Here is a 21,390-nt window from a genome sequence, read left to right as displayed (position 1 = left end):
GTCGCACGAGGACCGACGCGAGGCGGCCTGAACCACCCTCCACACCAAGGAGCACGAACCATGCCCGCCCACGCACTCCACTTCGATGGGTACGAGGGGGAACCCCTGCGGTTGCCGCCCATGCCCGAACACACGCCTCAAGTGCTTCGGTTGGCGATTCAGGAACACACTCCGCACCTCCTCCCGGACTTTGAGGCGCACTGGAAGCGCGTCATCGGCGACGCCTTCAACATCACCCCCGTGCCCGCCTTCATGCGCCTGTGGTGGACGCAGTACGCCATTGCGCGGAATCCCGTCCTCGACTCGCACCTTCGCGACCTCGAAGCCCGCGCCGCCAAGTCCGAGGACCCCGAGGAGTCCACTCGGCTTCTGGATGAGTACAGCTTCCTCCGCCCCGAGAGCCAGCCTGCTGCGTCTGCCACCAGCCCATCGGCGCAACCGAATACTGATGGTGACCACCCGGCGATCACCATTGGCCACACAGCCGGGCGGCGGCCGGTTAGGAGTTATTGTCAAATCCTGTGGATCTGATCAACGCGGTCGTTCCATCGGAGCCTTGTTTTGGTTCCCTCGGGCAAGAGCGGTCGAATCCGGTCTCACAGAGCGGCGTTCGCCTGCTGCCTGGTGAATGAGCTGGTAGCTTCCGCGACATGATCGACCACAGAGACAGCACGGCTCTCCGGACGCTGGTGACCAACGCCGACGCCGAGAGCGGCATCCTGCTGTTCGGCATCACGCCGCCGCGTCTGAGCACCGCTCCCGAGCGGATACGGGAGATCACCGCGGCCACGTTGGCACGGTTGGACTTCCTCGACCTGGACGGGCTGGCGCTCTACGACATCGACGACGAGAGCGACCGCAATCCTGCGGAGCGGCCGTTTCCATACCTGCCGACCATGGACCCCGCCGACTACCACGCGGAATTCCTCGGCGAGTGGAACCGCCCTGCGGTTATCTACCGGTGCGTCGGCAAGTACCCCGAGGCGGAGCTGCGGACTTGGCTGCAGATGGCCGACACTGACCGAGTGCTCAGCGTCTTCGTCGGTGCGGCCTCGAAAGACAAGACGGTGCGGACCCGCCTGTCCGAGGCGCAGGCCCTGCGCCGCGACGTCCGCCCGGAGCTGCTGCTCGGCGGCGTCGCCATCACCGAGCGGCCCGACGAGCATCTGCGGCTGCTCGCCAAGCAGGAGGCGGGATGCGCGTACTTCATCTCGCAGGTCGTCTACAACGCCGACGCGGTGAAGAGCATGGTCTCCGACTACTACTACGCCTGCCGCGAGCGGCGGCTCACACCCAAGCCCGTCGTGTTCACGCTCTCGGTATGCGGCTCTGTGAAGACGCTGACGTTCCTCAAATGGCTCGGAGTCGACGTGCCACGCTGGATTGAGAACTCGCTGCTCCACGCCGACGACACCCTGGCCGAGTCGTACGAGCACTGCTTGGCCAACGCCCGTGACCTGGTCGCCTTCTGCCGCAGGCTCGGCATGCCGTTCGGCTTCCTCGTGGAGAGCGTATCGATCCGCAAAGTCGAGATCGATGCCTCGGTCGCCCTCGCCGGCGAGGTGAGCGGACTGCTCGGGCGCGGTCGACCATCCGTATGAGGCCGGCCATGAACGTGCAGGTGTCAAGTTCTCTGATCATGACGTAGCTCAGGCTGCTGTGACTTCCTCACGCTCGACGAGGACTCCCTTCTCGAAGCAGGCTCCGACACGGACCAGGGAGACCAGGTGAGGCGCGTTGACCGCGCGCCATCGGGCCTGGGCGGACTCGACGAGCTTGAAGACCATCGCGAGGGCAGCGGCCAGGCTGCCGGCCCCGCGGGTGACCTTGGTTCGAAGCTTGACCGTGCTGAAAGTCGATTCAATCGGATTTGTCGTGCGCAGATGGACCCAATGCTCCGCGGGGAAGTCGTAGAACGCCAGCAGCTCGTCGACCTCGCCGGTGATCTTCTTGACGGCCTTGGGCCACTTCGCCCCGTACGTCTTCTCGAACGCCTTGACCGCCTTGTCCGCGTGCGTGCGGTCCTCAGCGTTGTAGATCTCCTGGAGAGCCTTCTTCGCGCCGGGCTGCGCGGACCTCGGCAACGCGTTCATGACATTGCGGGTCTTGTGAACCCAACACCTCTGGTGCCTGGCCTGCGGAAACACCTCCGCCAGTGCCCGCCACAGGCCCATCGCGCCGTCACCGACCATGAGCATCGGGTCGCGCATGCCGCGTCGGCGGCAGTCCCGCAGGAGTGCGTCTCGGACAGGCGGATCTTGGGGTGGACGCCGTCGGCCCAGACGTAGACGTAATCGGATTCGGCCAGGTCGCGGCGCTGGAACTCGGCGTGGTCAGCGGTCCACTGCTTCGTCAGCCGCGTCACGGTGGCTGGCGACAGGCCGGCCGAAGAACCCAGGAACTGTTCCATTGCGGGCACGAAGTCGCCGGAGGACAGGCCGTGGAGGTGGAGCAGCGGCAGGACCTCGCTGATCTTCGGGGACTTTCGGCACCACGGCGGGAGGATCTTCGAGGAGAACCGCTTGCGCTCACCGGTGGCCTCGTCGACGCGCTTGTCGTTCACACGCGGGGCCGCGACCTCGACGGGCCCGGCGGCCGTTGTCACCGTTCGGGGACGGTGCCGGCCGTTACGGACCACCAGTCGGCGACCGGCCTCGTCCCGCTGCCCGGCGAGCTCGGCTATGTACTGGTCAACTTCCGCCTCCAGCGCGGCGGCTAGCATCTGCCTCGCGCCCTCCCGGACGATCTCGTCAATCAGGGAACCGGCCTCGGTGGTGCCGTCTTCGTTGACTACGCTGAGCACGGGCGTGCCCTTCCCGAGCCGGGTTCGCAGCGCGGGCCTACTCGGTGACTTGACGATCACTCACTCGGGAAGGTACGCCCTTCGTGCGTCATCCAGAGGAGCCGATCCACAAGTCCTGAGCATTGCTCGCCGGTTAGGCCCGTCTCCTGCTCACAGGAGTGTTGCGTGCGGACCAAGCAGCTCACTGCCGGCTCTTCCCGGACAATCGAGCTGTGAACCACAGCCGTTCCAGCGCCGGCATGCCCTGCGAGCCTGACTTGCCGCCGTACCAGGTAGTCCTCTCAGAGACTGATTGGGGTTCGCTCCAGACGGCATTCGGGGACGGTCAGGACCTCCCCAAGATCCTGACACGGCTGTTGGAACCCGATCCCAAGGTTCAGGTCTCCGCTTTGTCGGAGCTGAGTGAGATGGTCCACCATCAGAACAGCATCTATGAAGCCACTGCCCCCGTCGCCATGTATGTCGCCGGCATCCTCGCCCACCCGGCGGCCACAACCCCCCGGCCCTATCGCAACGTCCCCATTCGCGCGGCGCTGTTGAACTGGCTGGCTTCCACGGCCTACGACGCCTCCGACGAGATTGTGGGTCGCACGGAGCAGTACTCCCCTGCATTCCTCGCCCCCGGCACCATCGTGGCGTCCTTCCGAGACCTGCGCCCGATGCTCTATCGGGCGGTCTCGCCCTTCCTCCGAGACAGCCACGAGGACGTGCGCGCAGCCGCCGTCATCGCCGCGCTCATCCTCGCCGAGCACCCCACGCTTGCCGAGCACCGCGATCACCTCGCCGTGCACGCGCGCGCCATGCTGGACACCAGCGGCGATGCCCCCAATCGGCGTGTTGCCCGGAAGGCGCTCGAAGCGTGGGGCCACGAGGTCCCCGACCCTGAGCCTGTTGCGGAGGAGCCCTGGGACTGGCGGCCACACAGCGATGGCCGCAGCTATCTCGAACCGCCCTTCTGACCGATACGCGCATGGCCCGCGGGCTTGAACTCCCGGCGCCGGAAACCGCACCCTCCGGTCGCGAAACCTTGACCGGAACGATCGGTGCCGGAAACCCAAGCCCGGTCACGCATACTCCAGTATGCTTGGCGTATGTCCTCAACGACTCGCATCACCGTCACGCTCCCCAGCGACCAGGTGGCGGAGCTCCGCAAGCTCACGGACAACGTCTCCGGCTATGTGGCGGAGGCCGTGGCTCGCCAGATCCGGCACCAGCTTCTGGGTGACGACCTCCGTCGGCACGAGGAAGAGCATGGAGGCTTCAGCGACGAGGAGCTCTCCGAGGCCCACGCGAAGATCTTCGGCGCCACCGGCTCCTCCAAGGACGCGGACGCCGCGTGAGCGAGCGCATCGAAACCGTCGTCCTGGACTCGGAAGGACTGTCCGCCTGGATCGCGCAGGACCGCAAGCTCCTCGCCATGCTGCAGGTCTTCCACGACATGGGAGCCGACCTGGTGATCGGGGCGAACACCATCGTGGAAGTAACCCACGCCCGCACCAACATGCCGCGCCTGAACTGGGCCCTGTCCCGCATCAAGGTGGAGCCGGTCACCGAGCAGGCGGCGAAAGCGGCGGCTGAGCTCCTCAAAGGCGCCGGACTGCACGGGCACAAGTACGCCATCGACGCCACGGTCGCCGAGGTCGCACTCCGCCAGCCGAAACCCGTCGCCCTGCTGACCTCCGACAGCAACGACATGACCAAGCTCTGCGGCAGCCAGGTTCGCATCATCCCTCTCTGACCAGCCGGCCCGCCCGGAGCACGCGTCGCACTGCCAGCTCTCGTGCCCCATCCGTGCCCAGCAGAGCGGACAACAGCGGTCAGATCTGGCTCTCAGAGATCGGGAGCCGCCCACCTGGCCGATCCGAAATCGCAGGTCAGAGCCCCTGCAACAACCTCGGAGCCGTTGATTCCCAAGCTCAGAGCGCGAGTTCGATTCTCGTCACCCGCTCCAGGCAGAAGCCCCAGGCCGGCGGCCGGGGGCTTCTTTGTTGGCTCGGAGCGGAATCCGGATGTCGCCGACAGACGGCAGCACCAGCGGTGTCCCCCTCGCCCTGCACCTGGTGGGCGAAACGGTGGGCCCGGGCAGCAGGGAACTCCACCGGCCGGGTCGGCCGTCGTGGCGCAGCGGTGACGTCGTCCAAGGGCTGGAGGTGCGGCCGGAGTCAGGCCGCGATGAGGTCCTGCTCACGGTCCGGCGTTCCGACCTTGGGCTGCTTGTTCGGCAGTGCGAGCCGGAAGACCTTGTGCCACGCGGAGAACACCTGCTTGGGCAGCGGGCCGGTGACGTACTCCAGCTCGTACTTCTCGAACAGCGCGCGCACCTTCACCGCGACCTCGGCATACCGGTTGCTCGGCAGGTCCGGGAACAGGTGGTGCTCGATCTGGTGCGACAGGTTGCCGGTCATGAAGTGCATGGCCTTGCTGCCGCTGATGTTCGCCGAGCCCATCATCTGGCGCAGGTACCACTGGCCGCGTGTCTCGCCCGTGATCGACCGGCGCTCGAAGACCTGTACGCCCTCGGGGAAGTGCCCGCACATGATCACCGAGTGGGTCCAGAGGTTGCGGACCAGGTTCGCGGTGAACGTGGCGGCAAGTGTGGTGAGGAACGAGGGGCCCGACAGCAGTGGGTGGATCACGTAGTCCTTGAGCACCTGCTTGCGGATCTTGCGGCCCACGGCCTTGGCCCGCGCGCGGAACTCCGGGTTCCTGCGGCGGCGCTTGGTGAGGTTCTTGCCGAGCTCCAGGTCGTACGCCGCGATGCCGTACTCGAAGAAGCAGGCATTGAGGAAGTTCCACAGCGGCTGGCCGATGTGGAAGGGGTGCCACTTCTGGTCTTCGTCGACGCGCATGATGCCGTAGCCGAGGTCGTTGTCCTTGCCGATCACGTTGGTGTACGTGTGATGCAGCTCGTTGTGCGAGTGCTTCCACTGATCGGACGGCGAGACGTGATCCCACTCCCAGGCGGTGGAGTGGATCTTCGGGTCACGCATCCAGTCCCACTGGCCGTGCAGGACGTTGTGGCCGATCTCCATGTTCTCCATGATCTTGGCCACGGACAGACCGGCGGTGCCGAGCAGCCACGCGGGCGGGAAGAACGAGAACAGCAGCACACCCCTGCTGACCAGTTCGAGCCTGCGCTGCGCCGAGATGACCTTACGGATGTAGGCGGCGTCCTTCTCGCCGCGGCCGGCGATCACCTCGTCACGGATCGCGTCCAGCTCGCGGCCCAGCTCCTCGATCTGCTCCGCAGTCAGGTGGGCGGTGGGGTCGATGGCGGTCAAGGTGCTCCTACCGTTCGATGTCGCAGGGGCCCGCCGCGGCGGACACACAGGTCTGGATGAGGACGCCGGGCTCGGCCTCGGTGATCTCGCCGGTACGCAGGTCGCGGACAGCGCCGGCCTTGAGCGGAGTGACGCAGCCGAAGCAGATGCCCATGCGGCACCCGGAGGGCATGAGCACACCGGCCTCCTCACCGATGTCGAGCAACGGCGTGGCGCCGTCCGCGTCGACGGTCTTGCCGGTGGCGCTGAACGTGACCTCGCCGCCGTCGCCGGCGACGACGATGCCGGGGCGGAAGCGTTCGGTGTGCAGGCGCTCATGGACGCCGTGCTCTCTCCAGTGCTCCTCGGCGGCGTCGAGCAGACCTGCGGGCCCGCACGCCCAGGTCTCGCGCTCGGCCCAGTCGGGCACGAGCTCTTGGAGACGGGCGATGTCGAGCTTGCCGTCCGTCTCGGTGTGCACCTCGGTGAGCCGAAGCTTCTTGTCCGCGACCAGGCTGTGCAGTTCCTTGCGGAAGATCACGTCCTGAGGCTGTGGCGCGCAGTGGACCATGACGACGTCGTCGAGTTCGATATCGCGCAGCATGCCCATCACGGGCGTGATGCCGCTGCCGGCCGTCAGGTAGAGCACCTTGGCGGGCTTGGCCCGCGGCAGGACGAAGTCACCGGTCGGCTGGTCGAGCTGGATCAGCGTGCCCGGTTCAGCCCTGCGGACCAGGTGGTTGCTGACCTTGCCGTCCGGGATCGCCTTCACGGTGATCGTGACACGGCCGTCCCGGCGGTTGGCCGGCGAGGTGATGGAGTAGGCACGCCACAAGCGCACTCCGTCGACGTCGACCCCGATCCTCACGTACTGGCCCGCCGTGTGGCCGCGCCAGCCCCGCCCCGGCCTGATCACGACACTCGCGGCGTCATCCGTCTCGGAGTGCACGGCCTCGATGCGCCCACACAGGTCACCGCCCGCACGCAGCGGGCTGACCAGGTCGAGGTAGTCCGACGGCAGCAGCGGCGTCGTGACCATCTCCAGCAGTTTCCACGCCCTACTGCGGAGGGCTCCACTCGTCATGACCCCAGCTTGCTGCGCCTCCAGGCGTAAAGTCCTGACCACAAGACGTAAACCTGGTCAACTGAATTGTTCGCAGGGAACAAAAATGAGCTATGCAGTCCAGAGGGCCAGCGAACTGGCCCTGGATAAGACGACGGCCACCGCCCTTCGGGCTGCACTGAAGACCACCGCCGACGAAGTCGTCCAGGCGATCATCGACGAGGTTCCTCCCTATGCCCATGCCTTGTCGGGCCGCATGGGCGCCACCATCCGCAGAGCCGTCCGCACCGCCCTGGGGCACTACCTGGACCTTGCGAGCGGGAACGCCACGGGCGGCGACGCCGGGGACGCCGCCTACGAGCTGGGCCGCGGCGAGGTGCGCGACGGCCGTTCGATGGACGCCCTGCTCAGCGCCTACCGCGTCGGCGCCCGGGTCGCCTGGCGATGTCTGGCAGCGGGTGCCGTACCCGCGGGTCTGCCCGCCGCCGAGGTCGCAAAGTTCGCCGAGCTGACCTTCGCCTACATCGACGAGCTCTCCGCCGCGAGCGCCGCGGGCCACGCCGACGAACTGGCCGCCCGGGGCAGAGCCCACGAGCGCCACCTGGAACACTTGGCTCGCGACCTCCTCGCCGGCGCGAGTCCGGACGTCCTGCTGGCCTCGGGCCAACGGGCCAGGTGGCAGCCCCCTGTTTCGCTGACCGCCGTCCTGCTGCCCGCCGCCCAGGCACGGCCCGCCTACCGGACACTCGACCCGAGCACCCTCGTGCTCGACGATCTGCCGAATGCCACCGGTGTGCTCCTCGTCCCCGATGCCGACCGATCACGTCTCCTGCGGCAGCTGACCGATCGCGCCGCCGTGGTCGGCCCGGCCCGGCCATGGACCCACGCGTCCGCCTCGTACGCACGAGCCCTGCGCGCGCGCTCCTTTTCCTCTGACATTCGCGACACCGAGGACCACCTGCCCGACCTGGTGCTCAGCGCCGACGTGGACGCGTTCGCAGACCTGCGCGCCCGAGCCCTCGCACCGTTGCGGACCTTGCCCACCGCAACCGCACGACGGCTGGAGGAGACGTTGCGGGCGTGGCTGCTGCACCAGGGCAGACGGGACGAGGTCGCGGCAGCCTTGTTCGTCCATCCCCAGACGGTTCGATACCGGATGTCGCAGTTGCGGGAGCTGTTTCCCGATCTCGCATCACCACGCCGGGTACTTGAACTGACGCTGGCGGTCGGTCTCCGGGTCAGCTGACGCGTCACCCGTCCACGCCACGTCCGAAGTTCGCCCGGCGCCTGCCCGCAGCGCTCTCCGAGCTCGCCGGCCCACAGCACGGCCCTGCGCGTCTGCCGCTCCATCCCGCAAGGTCGGGGCCGACCACCCTCGACATCAACCAGCCCCGGTTGCGGATGAGCTACTACCGCATCGTCTGGCCGAGGGGCAGCAGGAGGACAACAGGGCCTCCTGGCGCACTCGAGCCTCAGCAGCTCCGAACTGCAGGAGCCTGCGGGCACCTGCCCGTTGACTCCGGCGATCGGCGGTCGTACCGTGCGGCGGACAGAGGTGTGACCGTCGTTCATAAACGAGGACGTGGGGTGGGGTCGTGGGGCAGCGCAGGGTCGTGGTGTCGGGTGGCGGTACGGGGATCGGGCGGGCGGTGGCCGAGGTCTTCGCGGCGGACGGCGACCACGTCGTCCTCATCGGGCGGCGCGAGGGGCCACTGGAGAAGGCCGCCGGGGAGCTCGACGCCGCGCATGGTGCGGGAGCGGCCTCCTGGGTCGCCGCCGATCTGAGCGATCCCGGCCAGGCCCGCAGAGCCGTGGAGTTCTGCACCGCGGGCGGCACGCAGGTCGACGTGGTCGTCGCCAACGCCGGCGGCAACGTCGCACCGGCCCACGACGGCACCCTCGAAGGCGTCGCGGACAGCTTCCGCCGCAACTTCGAGGCCAACGTGCTCACCGCCGTGCTGCTCACCGAAGGGTTGCTGCCGCACCTCACCCGGCCCGGCGGCCGGATCATCCAGATGTCGTCCATCGCCGCGCTGCGCGGCCCCGGTTCGTACGGCGGCTCCAAGGCCACCGTCAACACCTACACCGTCGACCTGGCGCAGCAGCTCGGCCCGCAGGGCATCACCGTCAACGCGGTCGCCCCAGGCTTCGTCGTCGACACCGAGTTCTTCGGCGACCGGGCCACGCCCGAGTTCGTCGCCGCCCGGACCGAGCAGTCGCTGACGGGCCAGGCGGGCCGGCCCTCGGACATCGCCGCCGCGGTGCACTATGTGGCGTCACCTGAAGCGGCGTACATGACGGGGCAGATCATGCATGTGAACGGGGGAGCAGCGCTCGGGCGATGACGGACCGCTACCGGTTCGCTGCCGCCCCTCGCGCGACCAGCCCGACTCCGCACTCGTTGCGCCGGCATCAGGATCTCGCCATTGAAGATCGTTGACCTGGAAGTCACTGGTCGCCGGCGCGGGGAGGGCGATGGTGAATCGTCTGTCAGCGGGCGGCTTCGTGGTTAGTGAGTCCGGGCAGGGCCCGCAGCAGCGTGTTGGCGTGGCGGGTGCCGAGGCGGAGCTGGTGAGGATTCGCCGGCTTTTCAGGTGGGACAAGGCGTGCTCGTGGCGGCCCATTCCTGCGCGATCAGCATGGCGGGTCTCCTTCTTCCTGCTGGTCAGCGGCTTGGTACGGGCGTCCTTGTAGCCAGTGATGAGCACCGGACTGTCCGGGTCGTCGCCCAGGCGGTGTCGTAGCGCTGGCCCTGGTTCTGGCGGTGGAGCGGCTGATGCTCGGCGTGGTCGACCTGCGGCGGGACGAGGTCCGGCCGAACACCGACAAGCCGGAACCCGAGCCACGTGCCGGGGCGGCCCCCGTGCCCCATCCGTGCCCAGCAGAGCGGACAACAGCGGTCATGTACGGCGCGCGAAGGCCACTCCCGCCTCGCGCGTCTCTGCCAAACATGCAGGTCAGAGCTGATGCGACCGTTCAGGAACCGGTGATTCCCAAGCTCGGAGCGCGAGTTCGATTCTCGTCACCCGCTCCATGACGAAGGCCCAGGCCAACGGCCGGGGGCTTCTTTGTTGTCTGGACCAGTTCAGGGGTCTCGCACCAGATCCGCCCGCAAGAAGGCCTCTGATCAGCCTTCTTGCGGGCGGACCGCACGAGGTCGTCCAGCCCGCTCGCGACTTCCTGCTGTCGCTCAAGGTCCGAGCGCCGTTCGCGGGTGCCGGCGGATTCGTGTCTCAACTTGAGTGCGCGATGATTCCCGAGCTCAGTGCGCCCGCCCGCTTGTGAACACCAGGAGTCAGAGAAGGTCCCGCCAGAACATGGCAGTTGCTCTCGGATTCCAGCTCTCGTCGACGTCGCCCCGTGCCTCGTTGAACTCCTGGTGCATGTAGTCGACCAGGTCCTCCCCGTAGTAAATGATGTCGGTCTGCCACATCGAGAGCACGGGATGCCCGAAGCTTCCCTGGCCGGCGGGGAGGTACCGGTGGGCGTACACGGGCACCAGCACCGGCACTTCTGCAAGACGGTGCCGCGCTGTGGCCAGCGCGGCTGCATCATCGGCCGGACGCTCGCCCCATGGCTGGTACCAGAAATTGTTGTGTTCGATGCCGAGGAGAACACCTTCAACGGGCCAGCCCAACTGATCGCGCAACCTGTCCGGATCGCCGCTGCGCCATTCGGGCCAAGGCTTGGACCAAGTCTGCCCATCCTCGGGAGCAACGTTGACTGGAAGGCCGGCAGCGAGGAATGCTCGGTGATCGTCCGCGAACTGGAACCCGTACTCCCGCTCGATCCGCGCGAACTCGTCGTCGGTCAGTCCCGGCTCGAACTCATAGAGGTTTGTCTGTATAAGGCGACGCGCGGCCTCCGCGCCGAGACGTGCTCCCTCATTCATCATCGCCGCACACTAGCGTCGCGGGAGTTCTCCGTCGCCCGAGTTCTGCCCGGTCCAGCACGCCAGAAGTCTCCTCAGAGGGCCGCAGCTTCCCGAGCTCAAGTGAAGGGTGAAATCTGCCGGCTCGCCAAGTGCTCAAGTGTGACTTCAACGCACGCCTCGGTGGACGACAGGTCGGTCCTGGAGAACCCCTCTGCCCCCAGACTCTCGGAGCCGTCATTGACGCGCGTCCCCAAGAGCTCCGCGGACAACACAGCAAGCACACGGAGAAGGTAGGGGGAGCCGAGCACCGGACTCGCCAGGCGACCAGTCACGCCTCCATGCCCGCAACCCACAGGGTGACGGTGCGAAGCAGCTCGTAGGCGCCCGGCGGCCGTAGGCGCGGCTCTGGGCCTGGGCTGGGCGGGTCGGTCACCACTTCGGATGCGCCTCAGGGCGGGCGGAGCGGCCGGCGTGACCTGCGAGGGCGGCAGGGGCGACGGCTGTGGCGGCCGGCCTCTCGCGTCTCCCGCCAAGCACCACCGAGACCGCGCCTGGAGGCGCTCAGTCCCGGGGTGGCATAGCGTTTCCCATGACGGGCCGGGGCCGACAGTGGTGATACGGGACGGCGGATCAGCGGTGGAGCAGCACGAGGGCAGGGCCTCACGTCAGGCGGATGACGGGTGGTGGTCAGGCCGTCTTCATGAGCTCTGGCGCGTTGCCGAAAATGCGCAGGACGTGACGGGGCTGGCCGACTCTCTCTACGACATGCTGCTCCGCATGCCCGGCGTACTGGCCGTCGTGGGTACTCGCTGGAGCGGCGGGCTGCTGCACTATCTGCGTAGTGTCACCGTGGCGGAGCCGACGCCATCGCTCGTGGAGATCGAATGGAATTACGGCGAATCCGGGGCCGCCGGGGCCCCGGACGGTGATCCGGCTGTCACGGTCCACGAAGTGTCGGAGCTCGACGGCGCCCTGCCGCATGTCCAGGTGCTGGCAGCAGCCGGCACGCGGAGTCTGGCCGAGTGTGCCGTGCCGCTGGGGCAGGGCGGCTGGGCCTCGTTCATGGTCGGTACCGCGGACAGAGACACCATCGATGTGACGCTGCGGACCCGGTTGAAGCAGGTGGCCGAGGTGGCCATGGTCGCGGACGGGCGCATCACGGCGCGGCGCGCCGACGAGGTGCGTCAGGTGAGTGACGCCTTTCTGGCGGAGGCGTCGTTGCAGATGGATTCGAGCCTTGATGTGGAAAGCACCGTGCAGCGGGTGGCTCGTACGGCCGTTCCCGCCGTCGCCGAGGGGTGCGTTCTGCATCTTTGTCTCCCCGAAGGACTGAAATCCGTGTCCTTCGCGCACGTGGACGCCGGTGACCAGCAGTGGCTCGGCAAGGTTGCTGCCGAGGATGCCTGGCTGACGGAGGCGCTGCGGCAGGTACTCGGCAGCGGGCAGGCACTGGCGCTGACGGGTGACGGGCTGCGAGGGGGGCCCTTCGGGCCTGCCTCGTCCGGGGCGGGCCGTGCCGTGCGGGCGATCAGTGTGAACCCGCTCAAGGCCCGGGGCCGGGTCCTGGGCACCCTGACGTTTCTCTACCATCGGGCGGTCGTGGCCGAGGGGGCCTCACAGTTCCTTGCGGATCTGGCCGACCGGGCGGCGCTGGCCATCGACAGCAGCACCCTGTACGAACAGCGGCGCCGCCACGTGGTCTCTCTCCAGCGGCATCTGCTCCCGAGAGAGCTGCCGCTGATTCCGGGAATCACGCTGAGTTCCGCGTACGAAGTGGGTGACGTCTCGCTCGACGTGGGCGGTGACTTCTACGACGCCGTCCCGGGGCCGCAGGGTGGTGTGACCCTCCTCCTCGGTGACGTCTGCGGTCGCGGGGCGGCGGCGGCGGCGCTGACAGGCCTGGCCCGCCACACCCTGCGCACCCTTCTCGAGGACGGCAGTACGCCCGAGCACGCGCTGGAACGGCTGAATCAGGCCCTGGTCAGGGAGAGCACGTCCCGCTTCGTGACGGCGCTCGTAGCCGTACTGGTACCGGACGGAGAGGGGTTTCGCGCGCGCTACTGGAGTGCCGGGCATCCCGCGCCTCTGATGCGGCGTGCGGACGGCATCGTGGAGGAACTCGTCGCCCACGGAGATCTGCTGGGCGTGCTGGAGGACATCGAGTACGGATCCGGGTCGGTGCGCCTGGCCCCGGGGGACGCGCTGGTGATGTTCACCGACGGAGTGACCGAGGCGAGAGCGGCCGACGGGATGTTCTTCGAATCCCGTCTGCGGGACGAGGTCGCGCGGCAGGGTGCCGGTGGGGCCCAGGGATTCGCCGAGCGGCTGGCAAAGGCCGTTGTGGAATTCCGGGCGACGGGTGCCGATGACATCGCCGTGCTCGTCGCACGGGCGGAGTCCACCGGATGAGCGGGGCCGCCGGGGACCAGAGGATCGATCACGACCTCGTCTGGGTGGTCGAGGATTCGGCGGAGGACGCCGAGGCCATCGCGCGGGCGCTCCGTCGCACCCATCCGGATCTGACGCTGTACTTCACCGACCGGGGGACGGGATTCGTCGAGCGGTTGCTGGAAGCTCCCCGCCGGCCGGGGCTCGTCCTTCTGGACCTGAAGCTGCCCGGTCCCAGCGGAGCCGAAGTGCTGCGGTCGATCAGGTCCCGGCCGGAACTGGACGGCGTGGCCGTAGCCGCCTTCACCTCGTCCACCGGGCCGGACGAGGTGGACACGACCTATGCGGCAGGCGCCGACAGCTACATCTACAAGCCCGTCAACTTCGAACTCTTCAGCGCGGTACTGAAGGGGGCTGTCGACTACTGGCAGAGAAAGGCGAAAGGTGGGGAGGAGGGCCCTTCCGCTCAGCCTCCCTCCTGACCCAGGGTGAAGAAGAGCGTCGTCCCACGGCCTGGTTCGCTGTCGAGCCACAGCTCGCCGCCGTGGCGCTCGACGATCCGCCTGACGATGGCGAGCCCCACGCCGGTGCCGCCCCCGCGCTCGCCCTGCCCGTGCAGTCTGCGGAAGAGCTCGAAGACCTCTTGCTGCCGGCCGGGCGGGATGCCGATGCCGTTGTCCCGGACCACGACGGTCTGCTGCGGAGGCCCGCCGGCCGGTGGGCGGAGCGTGTCGACCAGGACCTCGACCGTGCGGTCACCCTGGTCAGCGGCGTACTTGGCCGCATTCACCAGAAGGTTGACCAGCACTTCGTAGAGCCGGCTCTCATCGGCGTACACCTCGGGCAGGTCATGTCTGATGACCCGCACGTGGGCTTCGGCCAGGCGTTCACCGGCCACGTCGAGCGCGGAGTCCAGGACCCGGTCCAGTGGGACACGGGTGCGGTGAATACCGCCTCGGCCCAGTCGGGCGAAGTGCAGCAGCGAGTCGAGCAGGTCGTCCATCCGGCCGGCCAGTCGCTGCATGCTGTGCAGTCGGCGGACGGTGGTCTCGTCGAGCGCCGCTGCGGCGTCCTCGAGGACGAAGGTCGCGGCGTTGGAGATGCCTCGTAGTGGTTCCTTCAGGTCGTGAGCTGCCACGTGAGCGAATGAGTCGAGGTCGGAGTTGGTGATGCGCAACTGTTCGTTCAACGCAGCCAGCTCCGCCTCGTGCCGGAGTACGAGTCCTGTCAGCGTGCGCCAGAGCTCCTGTGCGGTGGCACGGTCGGTGGGCGTCCAGGGCAGGCACTGTCCGTGTACCACCGCGCGGAATACGGCACCTGAGCCGCGAGGGGTGAGCCGTTCGCCCCGTGGTCCGACCCGGACGGGCCTGGAGGGGTCGGTGGCCCATTGGCGGGCGGTCGGACGGGCCTCGCGGAACCAGGCGAGGTAGTCGCCCGAGCGGCTCAGCGTCACCATCAGGGCCCCTGCCGGGCCGTCTTCCACCAGGTCGTCCGGCATATCCGACTCCTCCGACAGGCGGTCCGTACTCCAGACCGTGCCGGGTGCCGGCCCTGCCGCACGTGCCTGAAGGGCCTCCAGCAGGGCGGGGGGAACGCTCATCCCGCTGATGGTGCTGTGGCCACCGCGGCAGAGCACCGCGCCGTCGGCGTGCAGCAGATCTCTGAGGGCGTCGTCACCTGCCAGGAGTGAGTCGTCCAGGTCCGACGTGACCCGGGAGATGATCCGTTCAAGGCGCTCCCGGGATGCGGTGAGCGCCTCGGCCTGCTCCCGTTCCTCGATGACCGCGAGTTGGAGGGAGAAGGCCACGCCGAAGAACTCACACGCCGCCCGCATTTCCGGGGGGATGGTGACGGCGGCGTAGCCGTGGCAGGCGATCAGCCCCCAGAGCTCGCCTTCCCGGAGGACGCTCACCGACATCGACGACTTCACACCGATGTTCCGCAGGTACTCCAGGTGGAAGCCGGACACCGTGCGCAGCACGGAGTTCGACAGGTCCAGCGGCAGGCCCGAATCGGCCCGGACGGGAGGGTGCAGACCCACGCTGGAGTCGTCCACGTCGGCGATGACCCGGATCCAGTTGTCCCGGTAGAGCCGCCTCGCCTGGGTCGGGATGTCGCTGGCGGGGAACCAGAGTCCGAGCCAGGGCTCGCAGCCCTCGGTGATGTCCTCGGCGACCACCTCTCCTGGCCCGTTCTCCCCGTCGAAGCGGTAGGCGACCACGCGGTCGAAGCCCGTCAGCGCCCGGATCTCACGAGCGGCCGCCTGGCAGCATTCGACTGCTGTCGTCGAGGACCGCAGCCGCGTCAGAGCTCGCCGGACCCCCTGGTAGAAGTGCGAGAAGCACGGCGCCGCAACGGCGCGCGACTCACACTCCAGAACGACCAGAGGCCCGTGCCGGTGCGCGGTCACGTCGAACATTCGGGGGGCGCCCGCGACATCGATGGAGACGGGGAGAACCAGGCTTGCCGCATCGTGCTGAGCGCAGACCTGGAGCGCCTCTGCCCAGTGCTCGGGGGACAGCACCCGCGTGATGGGCCCTCCGACCAACTCCTCGGCAGCAATCCCCAGCAGGAAAAGCGTGTTCAGTGCCGCAGTGTCCACGGTGCCGGTATCCGCCTCCACCGCGAGCAGGGTGCCGTGCGACTGGATCATGCCCAGCCGGTGAATGGGCTCCCGGACACATTCGCTGAGGTCGAAGCCGATGGCCGCCGCCGCTTCGGCCTCGCGTTCCGGTTCCGGTAGGGACATCTCTTCTCCCCCGCACAGAGTTCTCGAACCGGCCTGATCGGTGTCCGGTTTGCCGCGATCCTTCCACGGCGCCCTGCGGCGGAGGAGCTGCTGCGGGTGTGTGTCGTCGCTCCCTGCGGCAGCCGCCTGCCACGAGCGATCCGCCCTTTCGCCACCACGCGTCCTCCCGCACCCGCGGCCCGTCCCCGCACCTCGAGGCTGCGCTCAGCTGCCGGGAGATTCCCAAGCTCAGAGCGCGAGTTCGATTCTCGTCACCCGTTCCATGAAAGAGCCCCAGGCCGGCGGCCAGGGGCTTCTTTGCTGTCGGGACCTCTCCAGGGTGTCGCGCCCTCGGTTCGCCCTGAGTCTCCGTGGAGGACCGGCCCGCAGGAATGCTCGGGGCGTGGCGAGAAGGTTGGCGCGAGGCCGTCTCGCATCGCCCACGCCGCAGACGAGGGCGAGAGTGAAGGGGGCTTCCGAGCCATGGCAGGTGACACTGACGCCACACGCCCGCACCCCTGATGCGAGAGGGACGAGGCGTACGCCACTCATCCCCGGACGGGTCTGCGCATCTGCCAGTACCCGGCAGGCGCGCACCACTTCACTCGGCAGACGGTGACTCCAGCGCTTCGGCGGTGCGGCGGTGTTCGGCGTTGATGCGCTGGGCTTCTTCGAGCTGGTCTTCGAGGATGACGATGCGGCAGGCAGCCTCGATGGGGGTCCCCTGGTCAACGAGTTCCCGGGCGCGGGCCGCGATGCGCAGCTGGTAGCGGGAGTAGCGGCGGTGTCCGCCTGCGGAACGCAGCGGGGTGATCAGGCGGGCTTCGCCGATGGCGCGGAGAAATCCCTGGGTGGTGCCGAGCATCTCGGCAGCCCGCCCCATGGTGTACGCGGGGTAGTCGTCGTCATCGAGACGGCCGAACGAATCATCTGCTGTCACTTGCACCTCTCTATGGAACGCCTGGAGGGGCCCTGGTGCCATTGGCACCAGGGCCCCGAAGGAACTGCTACACCATCTGCCGGCCCTGACAATGCGCCGGCGCTCTGTTTCCGTAGACCCGACCTGAAGACTGTCGGGGGTACAGGGATCGCGGTTGCTTGACCGGAGACCACCTCACTATCGATGTCCTGCGGTACCCGGGCCCAGTCATTCCGCCCGGGCGATCCTGATGGCGCGTTCCTCCGTTCTTCCCTCTTGATCAACTGCTTGCCGAACAGGAACTGCGTACTCCTGTTTTTATTGCGAACTGCTCGTGGCCTCGAAACAGCGCCACTCTCCGGCAGCCAGCCCCGTCGCCCGTCCTGCACCTGCGCCGGCTTGGAACCCCACTGCCGAACCTCCCGGCACGCGCGTCCGCAGCCGACGCCTTTACCGAGGAACCACTGACAACCGCACTGCTGGTACTGCGAACTGCACTTACCGAACTGCTGCAGCGTGAACTGCGGTCCTGCTCATGGCAGCCCCTGATCACTGCGGGCCACCCGGTCCGGTCGTCAGTCCCGTCGCCGTCCTGCAACAACCCTGGCTTCGAAACTCCACCACCGCACCGTCCTGCGCACTGCAACTGCGGGTACTGCTGCCTGGCAGTTCATCTCTGCCGGGCCTTGCTCGATCTCGGCTACGAGAGAAACCATAACCACCACACCACCCAATGTCTACTACGGCCGCCATAGATTTCCATGCGCCAGACAAAGAGATAGTCGCCCTCGACCGCCGAAGCGGCGCGGGCAGACCATTCCGCCCGAGGACACCCCCTCCGACCTGCGCCGTTACACCCACTCCGATGCCGCGAACAGTGCGACCTCACCGTCCGGCTGCGTGGAACCCCGCCCCCAGTTCCACTCATTGACGCAGGGGCCGGTTGGCGTCTGCTTCCTTGGACGCCGGGTCGGCGCCCGCGGCCTGCTCGGCGGCGAGACGGGCGGGTGCGAAGTGACCGGCCGGCCCACCCGGAGCACCCGCCCCGGCCCGTAGGTCATGCACAGGCAAAGTGCTAAAGTCCGGCCATTCGCCTGGGGGGCGGCTGAACGTCATATGTGCCGCGCGTCCATGACCTGCGGCTCAACGGCGCACGCACAAGTCTCTCCAAGCCTTCGACTACCGTCCCGGAGAGATCCTGCATGGGCAGACGTGCGCTCGTACGAGGCGCCACCGCCGCCGCTGTTTCCTTCACGCTCGCCCTCGGGCTCGGCCCGCTCCCGGCCGGCAGTGCGTATGGGGAGACCGTCACCGGAGAGGTGGTCGTGCCGGCCACCACGGCCATGGTCCCCCGGACGGGGCTGCTGAGCGCGGGGCCCTCGGGGTTCCTCCGCTACGAGGAGGGGCGCGGCCAGCTGTGGACGACGTATGACGGTGTCGACACGGTCGTCGACGCCTCGGGCACGGATGGGTACGGCGTCACGAGTGCCGGCGCGGGCTCGGACGTCGTCGCCCGCTACGACGTCTCCACCCGGACCGTGACACTGCGGAACATGGCGTCCGGCCAGGTCAGTACGGTCGCGCTCCCCGACGGACACGCGTACTTCAGCACCCTCGGGTCGACGGTCGTCACTACGGCGGGAGCCCCCGGTGCCGACTCCGCGTGGCATCTGTTGGACACCCGGGCCGACGGCTCCGTCACCGACCGCACGGTGGAAGGCGTCCCCGTCGGCGTCCACCTGTGGTCCGCCGCCGGACTGGGCGACGCGCACGGACAGGTCGTGCGGTACCGAAAGGGCGACGACGAAGTCACCGGATGGCTCGATGTCGAGCAGGGGCGCTTCACCGCCCTGCCGTACACCGTGCAGTCGTGGTACTACCTGGTCGCGCTCAGCGCCACCCACCTGGTGTGGTTCTACGACGGCACCCTGCACGTCGCCTCCCGCCAGGACCCGGCCGCCACCGTGCGGACCGTTCCGGTCGGCGACATCGCGCAGGTACTGGGCCTGGTCGGGGACAACGTCATCGTGTCCCGGTACGACTCCTCCCTGGGCCGCTACGACACCAGCCGCGCGGTCTCGCGGGTCGAGGCCGTCCCTCTCAACGGCTCCGCACCACGGACGCTGCTGGCCAGGACGTCGCGGCAGGCGATGGCGACTCCGGGCGGCGGGCTGCTCGTCGCGGGCGGCGCGGACCCGGACCACTGGGGCGTCTCGCTCATCGAGGCAGCCGGGGGCGGCGGGGTCACCGTGCGCCGGATCGCGGACGCGTACCCCCGGCAGACCGCCCGCACGGTCTCCCAGCTGACCCTCGCCCAGGGGCGGTTGACCACCGTGGAGCAGGATCCCGTGGGTGACTGGACGTATCTCCACACCCGTGAGACCGGAGTGGCCGGCTCCCCCACGGCGGGGTCACGCACCACCCGCGGCCGTATCGTGTCGGAGAACTACTCGGAGGGCCGTCCGCGTCTCGTCGACACCGGCGACGGCCGGACGGTCATCTCCGGCTACGGCACGAGCACCGCCCAGCAGCCCCAGCTCCTCGGGGCCGCCCAGTCACTGCCCGGCACCCGGATCGACAGCTCCCGCAGCTACCTGACCGCGACCGCAGCGGGCGGCCGCTTCGCCGCCCTGACCAGGCCGTACGACAGCACCGGCGCGGCGGAGACCCGGATCGTCGACCTCGACTCCGGGCGCACGGTGTACACGACGACGCAGACCGTGCGGGCGATCTGGGGCACCACCGTGTGGGTGATGTCCGGCAACGACACCGTGGTCCCCTTCGACCTGCTGACCGGGCGGCAGGGCGAGCCGGTGTGGTTCGGGCGCGGCTGTCTGCTGAACGACTTCCAGGCGGTCGGTCGGTGGCTGCTGTGGAACTGCGTGCTCAACTCGGAGGGCCAGGGCGTCTACGACACCGTCACCAAGCGCAACCTGACCCTCGTCTCCGGCTCCGGCTGGGAACAGGCGCAGCTCGGCGACGGATTCGTCGCGACGGTCGAGGCCGGCCGGCTGAAGGTGATCGACGTCCGCAGCGGGACGCCCGTGTCGCACACCGCCGGGAGTTTCGAGGGGAACGCCTGGGACGTCGACCCGTACACGGGCGTGATCGCCCAGCTTCGCTCCGACAACACCATCCGTCTGACCTCCAGCGATGTCCCCGTCTCCGCCCCCGTCCAGCGTGACGCCACCGTCGCCGCCTCGGTGGACGTCAAGGGCGGCGCCGCGCAGTGGAGCCCGAAGTGGTGGCTGAACAAGCCCGCGGCCTCCTGGAAGCTCGTGATCAGCAACAGAGCCGGTACGGCCGTGCGCACGCTCTCCGGCGGCCTGGCACGCGGTGTGGTGATCCCGGCCTGGAACGGCAAGGACGGCTCCGGCCGGCTGGTGCCCAACGGCGCCTACACCTGGAAGCTGACCGTCACCCCCGCGGACGGGCAGGGCGCGGCGCTGACGAAGACGGGCACGGTCAAGGTCACCGGAGCCGCGGCGGCCCGCCGCGACTTCGTCGGATCGGACGGCTTCGGCGAACTGTTGACGCTGAACGGCTCGGGCGGGCTGACGTACCAGTACGGGACGGGGAAGGGAACGTTCACCGGGAAGCGGACGGGCTCCGGGTGGCCGACCACGGTGAAGGCGGTGCCCTTCGGCGACCTGAGCGGTGACCGGTGCAACGACGTGCTCGTCCGGTTCAGCAGCGGCGCGTTGCGCGCCTACCGGCCCGCGTGCGGGGCGGCGGCGACGTCTTCCACCGCGTACACCTCGCTGGGCACGGGCTGGAACCAGTACGACGTGCTGACCTCGCCCGGGGACATCAGCGGTGACGGCCGGGCCGACCTGATCGCCCGCCGGTCCTCGACCGGCGACGTCTACCTCTACAAGGCGACGAGCACGGGCAAGCTCGCCGCCGGCGTGAAGATCGCATCCAAGTGGACGGGTTACAAGAAGATCCTGGGCGTGGGCGACCTCAACGGGGACGGTCACGGCGACCTGCTGGTGCAGGACAGGTCGAACGAGCTGTGGCGCTACGACGGCACCGCGACCGGCAAGTTCAAGGGCCGCGTGAAGGTCTTCGACAACTGGGGCTCGTCGTACAACGTGATCGTGGGCGTCGGCGACATCACCGGCGACGGCAGAGCCGACATCGTCTCCCGCGACACCTCCGGAACCGCCTGGCGCAACAACGGCAACGGCAAGGGCTCCTTCGGCAGCCGTACGAAGATCGCCACCGGTTGGCAGGGGTACAAGGGCCTGTTCTGAGCCCGGCCTCTGCCACGGTCCGGGTGTGAGCGCGTCAGGGGCGGTCTCCGCAGGAGGCTGCCCCTGACGCGGAACCGGCAAGTACCTTGGCCCTGGTTC

At 68.4% G+C, this 21,390-nt stretch carries 14 protein-coding genes and 3 pseudogenes; 11 read left to right on the top strand and 6 right to left on the bottom strand.

Annotated features, from left to right (window positions below; translation table 11 throughout):
- Nucleotides 1–60: 60 nt before the first annotated feature.
- Both OG912_RS18260 and OG912_RS18255 read left to right on the top strand, forming a co-directional pair.
- Nucleotides 61–402, top strand: a pseudogene (locus tag OG912_RS18260) (hypothetical protein); the annotation flags it as partial.
- 248 nt (nucleotides 403–650) lie between these two features.
- Nucleotides 651–1,601, top strand: a complete 951-nt coding sequence (locus OG912_RS18255; protein WP_327710290.1) for a methylenetetrahydrofolate reductase — start codon at nucleotides 651–653, stop codon at nucleotides 1,599–1,601.
- Nucleotides 1,602–1,649: 48 nt separating this feature from the next.
- Here OG912_RS18255 and OG912_RS18250 read toward each other — a convergent pair.
- Nucleotides 1,650–2,803: pseudogene (locus OG912_RS18250) on the bottom strand (IS256 family transposase).
- 212 nt (nucleotides 2,804–3,015) lie between these two features.
- Here OG912_RS18250 and OG912_RS18245 point away from each other — a divergent pair.
- The 3 genes from OG912_RS18245 to OG912_RS18235 all read left to right on the top strand — a co-directional run bounded on the left by OG912_RS18245 (nucleotide 3,016) and on the right by OG912_RS18235 (nucleotide 4,541).
- Entirely contained in the window at nucleotides 3,016–3,762 is a 747-nt protein-coding gene (locus OG912_RS18245) for a hypothetical protein (protein WP_327710289.1), read from the top strand.
- A 132-nt stretch (nucleotides 3,763–3,894) separates the two neighbouring features.
- A complete protein-coding gene (locus tag OG912_RS18240; RefSeq protein ID WP_327710288.1) occupies nucleotides 3,895–4,143 on the top strand; it encodes a type II toxin-antitoxin system CcdA family antitoxin in 249 nt (82 codons plus the stop codon).
- Complete coding sequence (locus OG912_RS18235; protein WP_327710287.1) at nucleotides 4,140–4,541, top strand: DNA-binding protein; 402 nt, start codon at nucleotides 4,140–4,142, stop codon at nucleotides 4,539–4,541. The genes OG912_RS18240 and OG912_RS18235 overlap by 4 nt, the downstream gene beginning before the upstream one ends.
- A 424-nt stretch (nucleotides 4,542–4,965) precedes the next feature.
- Here the strand turns inward: OG912_RS18235 and OG912_RS18230 are convergent, their stop codons facing one another.
- Nucleotides 4,966–6,084, bottom strand: a complete 1,119-nt coding sequence (locus tag OG912_RS18230) for a fatty acid desaturase family protein (protein WP_327710286.1) — start codon at nucleotides 6,082–6,084, stop codon at nucleotides 4,966–4,968.
- A 7-nt stretch (nucleotides 6,085–6,091) separates the two neighbouring features.
- Entirely contained in the window at nucleotides 6,092–7,147 is a 1,056-nt protein-coding gene (locus tag OG912_RS18225) for a ferredoxin reductase (RefSeq protein ID WP_327710285.1), read from the bottom strand.
- A gap of 85 nt (nucleotides 7,148–7,232) precedes the next feature.
- Between OG912_RS18225 and OG912_RS18220 the strand changes: the two genes are divergently transcribed.
- From OG912_RS18220 to OG912_RS18215, 3 genes and pseudogenes are all read left to right on the top strand, one after another.
- Nucleotides 7,233–8,372, top strand: coding sequence for a PucR family transcriptional regulator (locus OG912_RS18220; protein ID WP_327710284.1), 1,140 nt, complete (start codon nucleotides 7,233–7,235; stop codon nucleotides 8,370–8,372).
- Nucleotides 8,369–8,571: pseudogene (locus OG912_RS40070) on the top strand (transcriptional regulator); the annotation flags it as partial. The gene OG912_RS18220 and the pseudogene OG912_RS40070, both read left to right, overlap by 4 nt.
- 150 nt (nucleotides 8,572–8,721) lie before the next feature.
- Nucleotides 8,722–9,471, top strand: coding sequence for an SDR family NAD(P)-dependent oxidoreductase (locus OG912_RS18215; RefSeq protein WP_327710283.1), 750 nt, complete (start codon nucleotides 8,722–8,724; stop codon nucleotides 9,469–9,471).
- Between the two features lie 950 nt (nucleotides 9,472–10,421).
- Here the strand turns inward: OG912_RS18215 and OG912_RS18210 are convergent.
- On the bottom strand, nucleotides 10,422–11,021 hold the full coding sequence (locus OG912_RS18210; protein WP_327710282.1) for a hypothetical protein: 600 nt from the start codon (nucleotides 11,019–11,021) through the stop codon (nucleotides 10,422–10,424).
- Nucleotides 11,022–11,735: 714 nt separating this feature from the next.
- Between OG912_RS18210 and OG912_RS18205 the strand changes: the two genes are divergently transcribed.
- Both OG912_RS18205 and OG912_RS18200 read left to right on the top strand, forming a co-directional pair.
- Nucleotides 11,736–13,409, top strand: coding sequence for a PP2C family protein-serine/threonine phosphatase (locus OG912_RS18205; protein WP_327710281.1), 1,674 nt, complete (start codon nucleotides 11,736–11,738; stop codon nucleotides 13,407–13,409).
- Nucleotides 13,406–13,870 (top strand): response regulator, encoded by a 465-nt coding sequence (locus OG912_RS18200; RefSeq protein ID WP_327710280.1) that lies wholly within the window; start codon nucleotides 13,406–13,408, stop codon nucleotides 13,868–13,870. Before OG912_RS18205 ends, OG912_RS18200 begins: the two co-directional genes overlap by 4 nt.
- On the opposite strand, the gene OG912_RS18195 is transcribed toward OG912_RS18200, so the two are convergent.
- Together OG912_RS18195 and OG912_RS18190 are read right to left on the bottom strand one after the other, a co-directional pair.
- A complete protein-coding gene (locus tag OG912_RS18195) occupies nucleotides 13,855–16,137 on the bottom strand; it encodes an ATP-binding protein (RefSeq protein ID WP_327710279.1) in 2,283 nt (760 codons plus the stop codon). The genes OG912_RS18200 and OG912_RS18195 overlap by 16 nt on opposite strands.
- A 580-nt stretch (nucleotides 16,138–16,717) precedes the next feature.
- Nucleotides 16,718–17,056, bottom strand: coding sequence for a MerR family transcriptional regulator (locus OG912_RS18190; protein ID WP_327710278.1), 339 nt, complete (start codon nucleotides 17,054–17,056; stop codon nucleotides 16,718–16,720).
- A gap of 1,181 nt (nucleotides 17,057–18,237) precedes the next feature.
- Here OG912_RS18190 and OG912_RS18185 point away from each other — a divergent pair.
- Nucleotides 18,238–21,291, top strand: coding sequence for an FG-GAP-like repeat-containing protein (locus OG912_RS18185; RefSeq protein WP_327710277.1), 3,054 nt, complete (start codon nucleotides 18,238–18,240; stop codon nucleotides 21,289–21,291).
- The last annotated feature ends 99 nt before the right edge of the window (nucleotides 21,292–21,390 follow it).

The organism is Streptomyces sp. NBC_00464 (assembly GCF_036013915.1).
Lineage (GTDB): Bacteria > Actinomycetota > Actinomycetes > Streptomycetales > Streptomycetaceae > Streptomyces.
The sequence above is the reverse complement of the archived record's forward strand: the minus strand, read 5'-3'. Positions and strand labels throughout refer to the sequence as shown.

Coding starts and splice junctions, on each gene's coding strand:
- OG912_RS18255 (WP_327710290.1), top strand. CDS start 651: ATGATCGACCACAGAGACAGCACGGCTCTCCGGACGCTGGTGACCAAC.
- OG912_RS18240 (WP_327710288.1), top strand. CDS start 3,895: ATGTCCTCAACGACTCGCATCACCGTCACGCTCCCCAGCGACCAGGTG.
- OG912_RS18225 (WP_327710285.1), bottom strand. CDS start 7,147: ATGACGAGTGGAGCCCTCCGCAGTAGGGCGTGGAAACTGCTGGAGATG.
- OG912_RS18220 (WP_327710284.1), top strand. CDS start 7,233: ATGAGCTATGCAGTCCAGAGGGCCAGCGAACTGGCCCTGGATAAGACG.
- OG912_RS18210 (WP_327710282.1), bottom strand. CDS start 11,021: ATGATGAATGAGGGAGCACGTCTCGGCGCGGAGGCCGCGCGTCGCCTT.
- OG912_RS18200 (WP_327710280.1), top strand. CDS start 13,406: ATGAGCGGGGCCGCCGGGGACCAGAGGATCGATCACGACCTCGTCTGG.
- OG912_RS18195 (WP_327710279.1), bottom strand. CDS start 16,137: ATGTCCCTACCGGAACCGGAACGCGAGGCCGAAGCGGCGGCGGCCATC.
- OG912_RS18185 (WP_327710277.1), top strand. CDS start 18,238: ATGGGCAGACGTGCGCTCGTACGAGGCGCCACCGCCGCCGCTGTTTCC.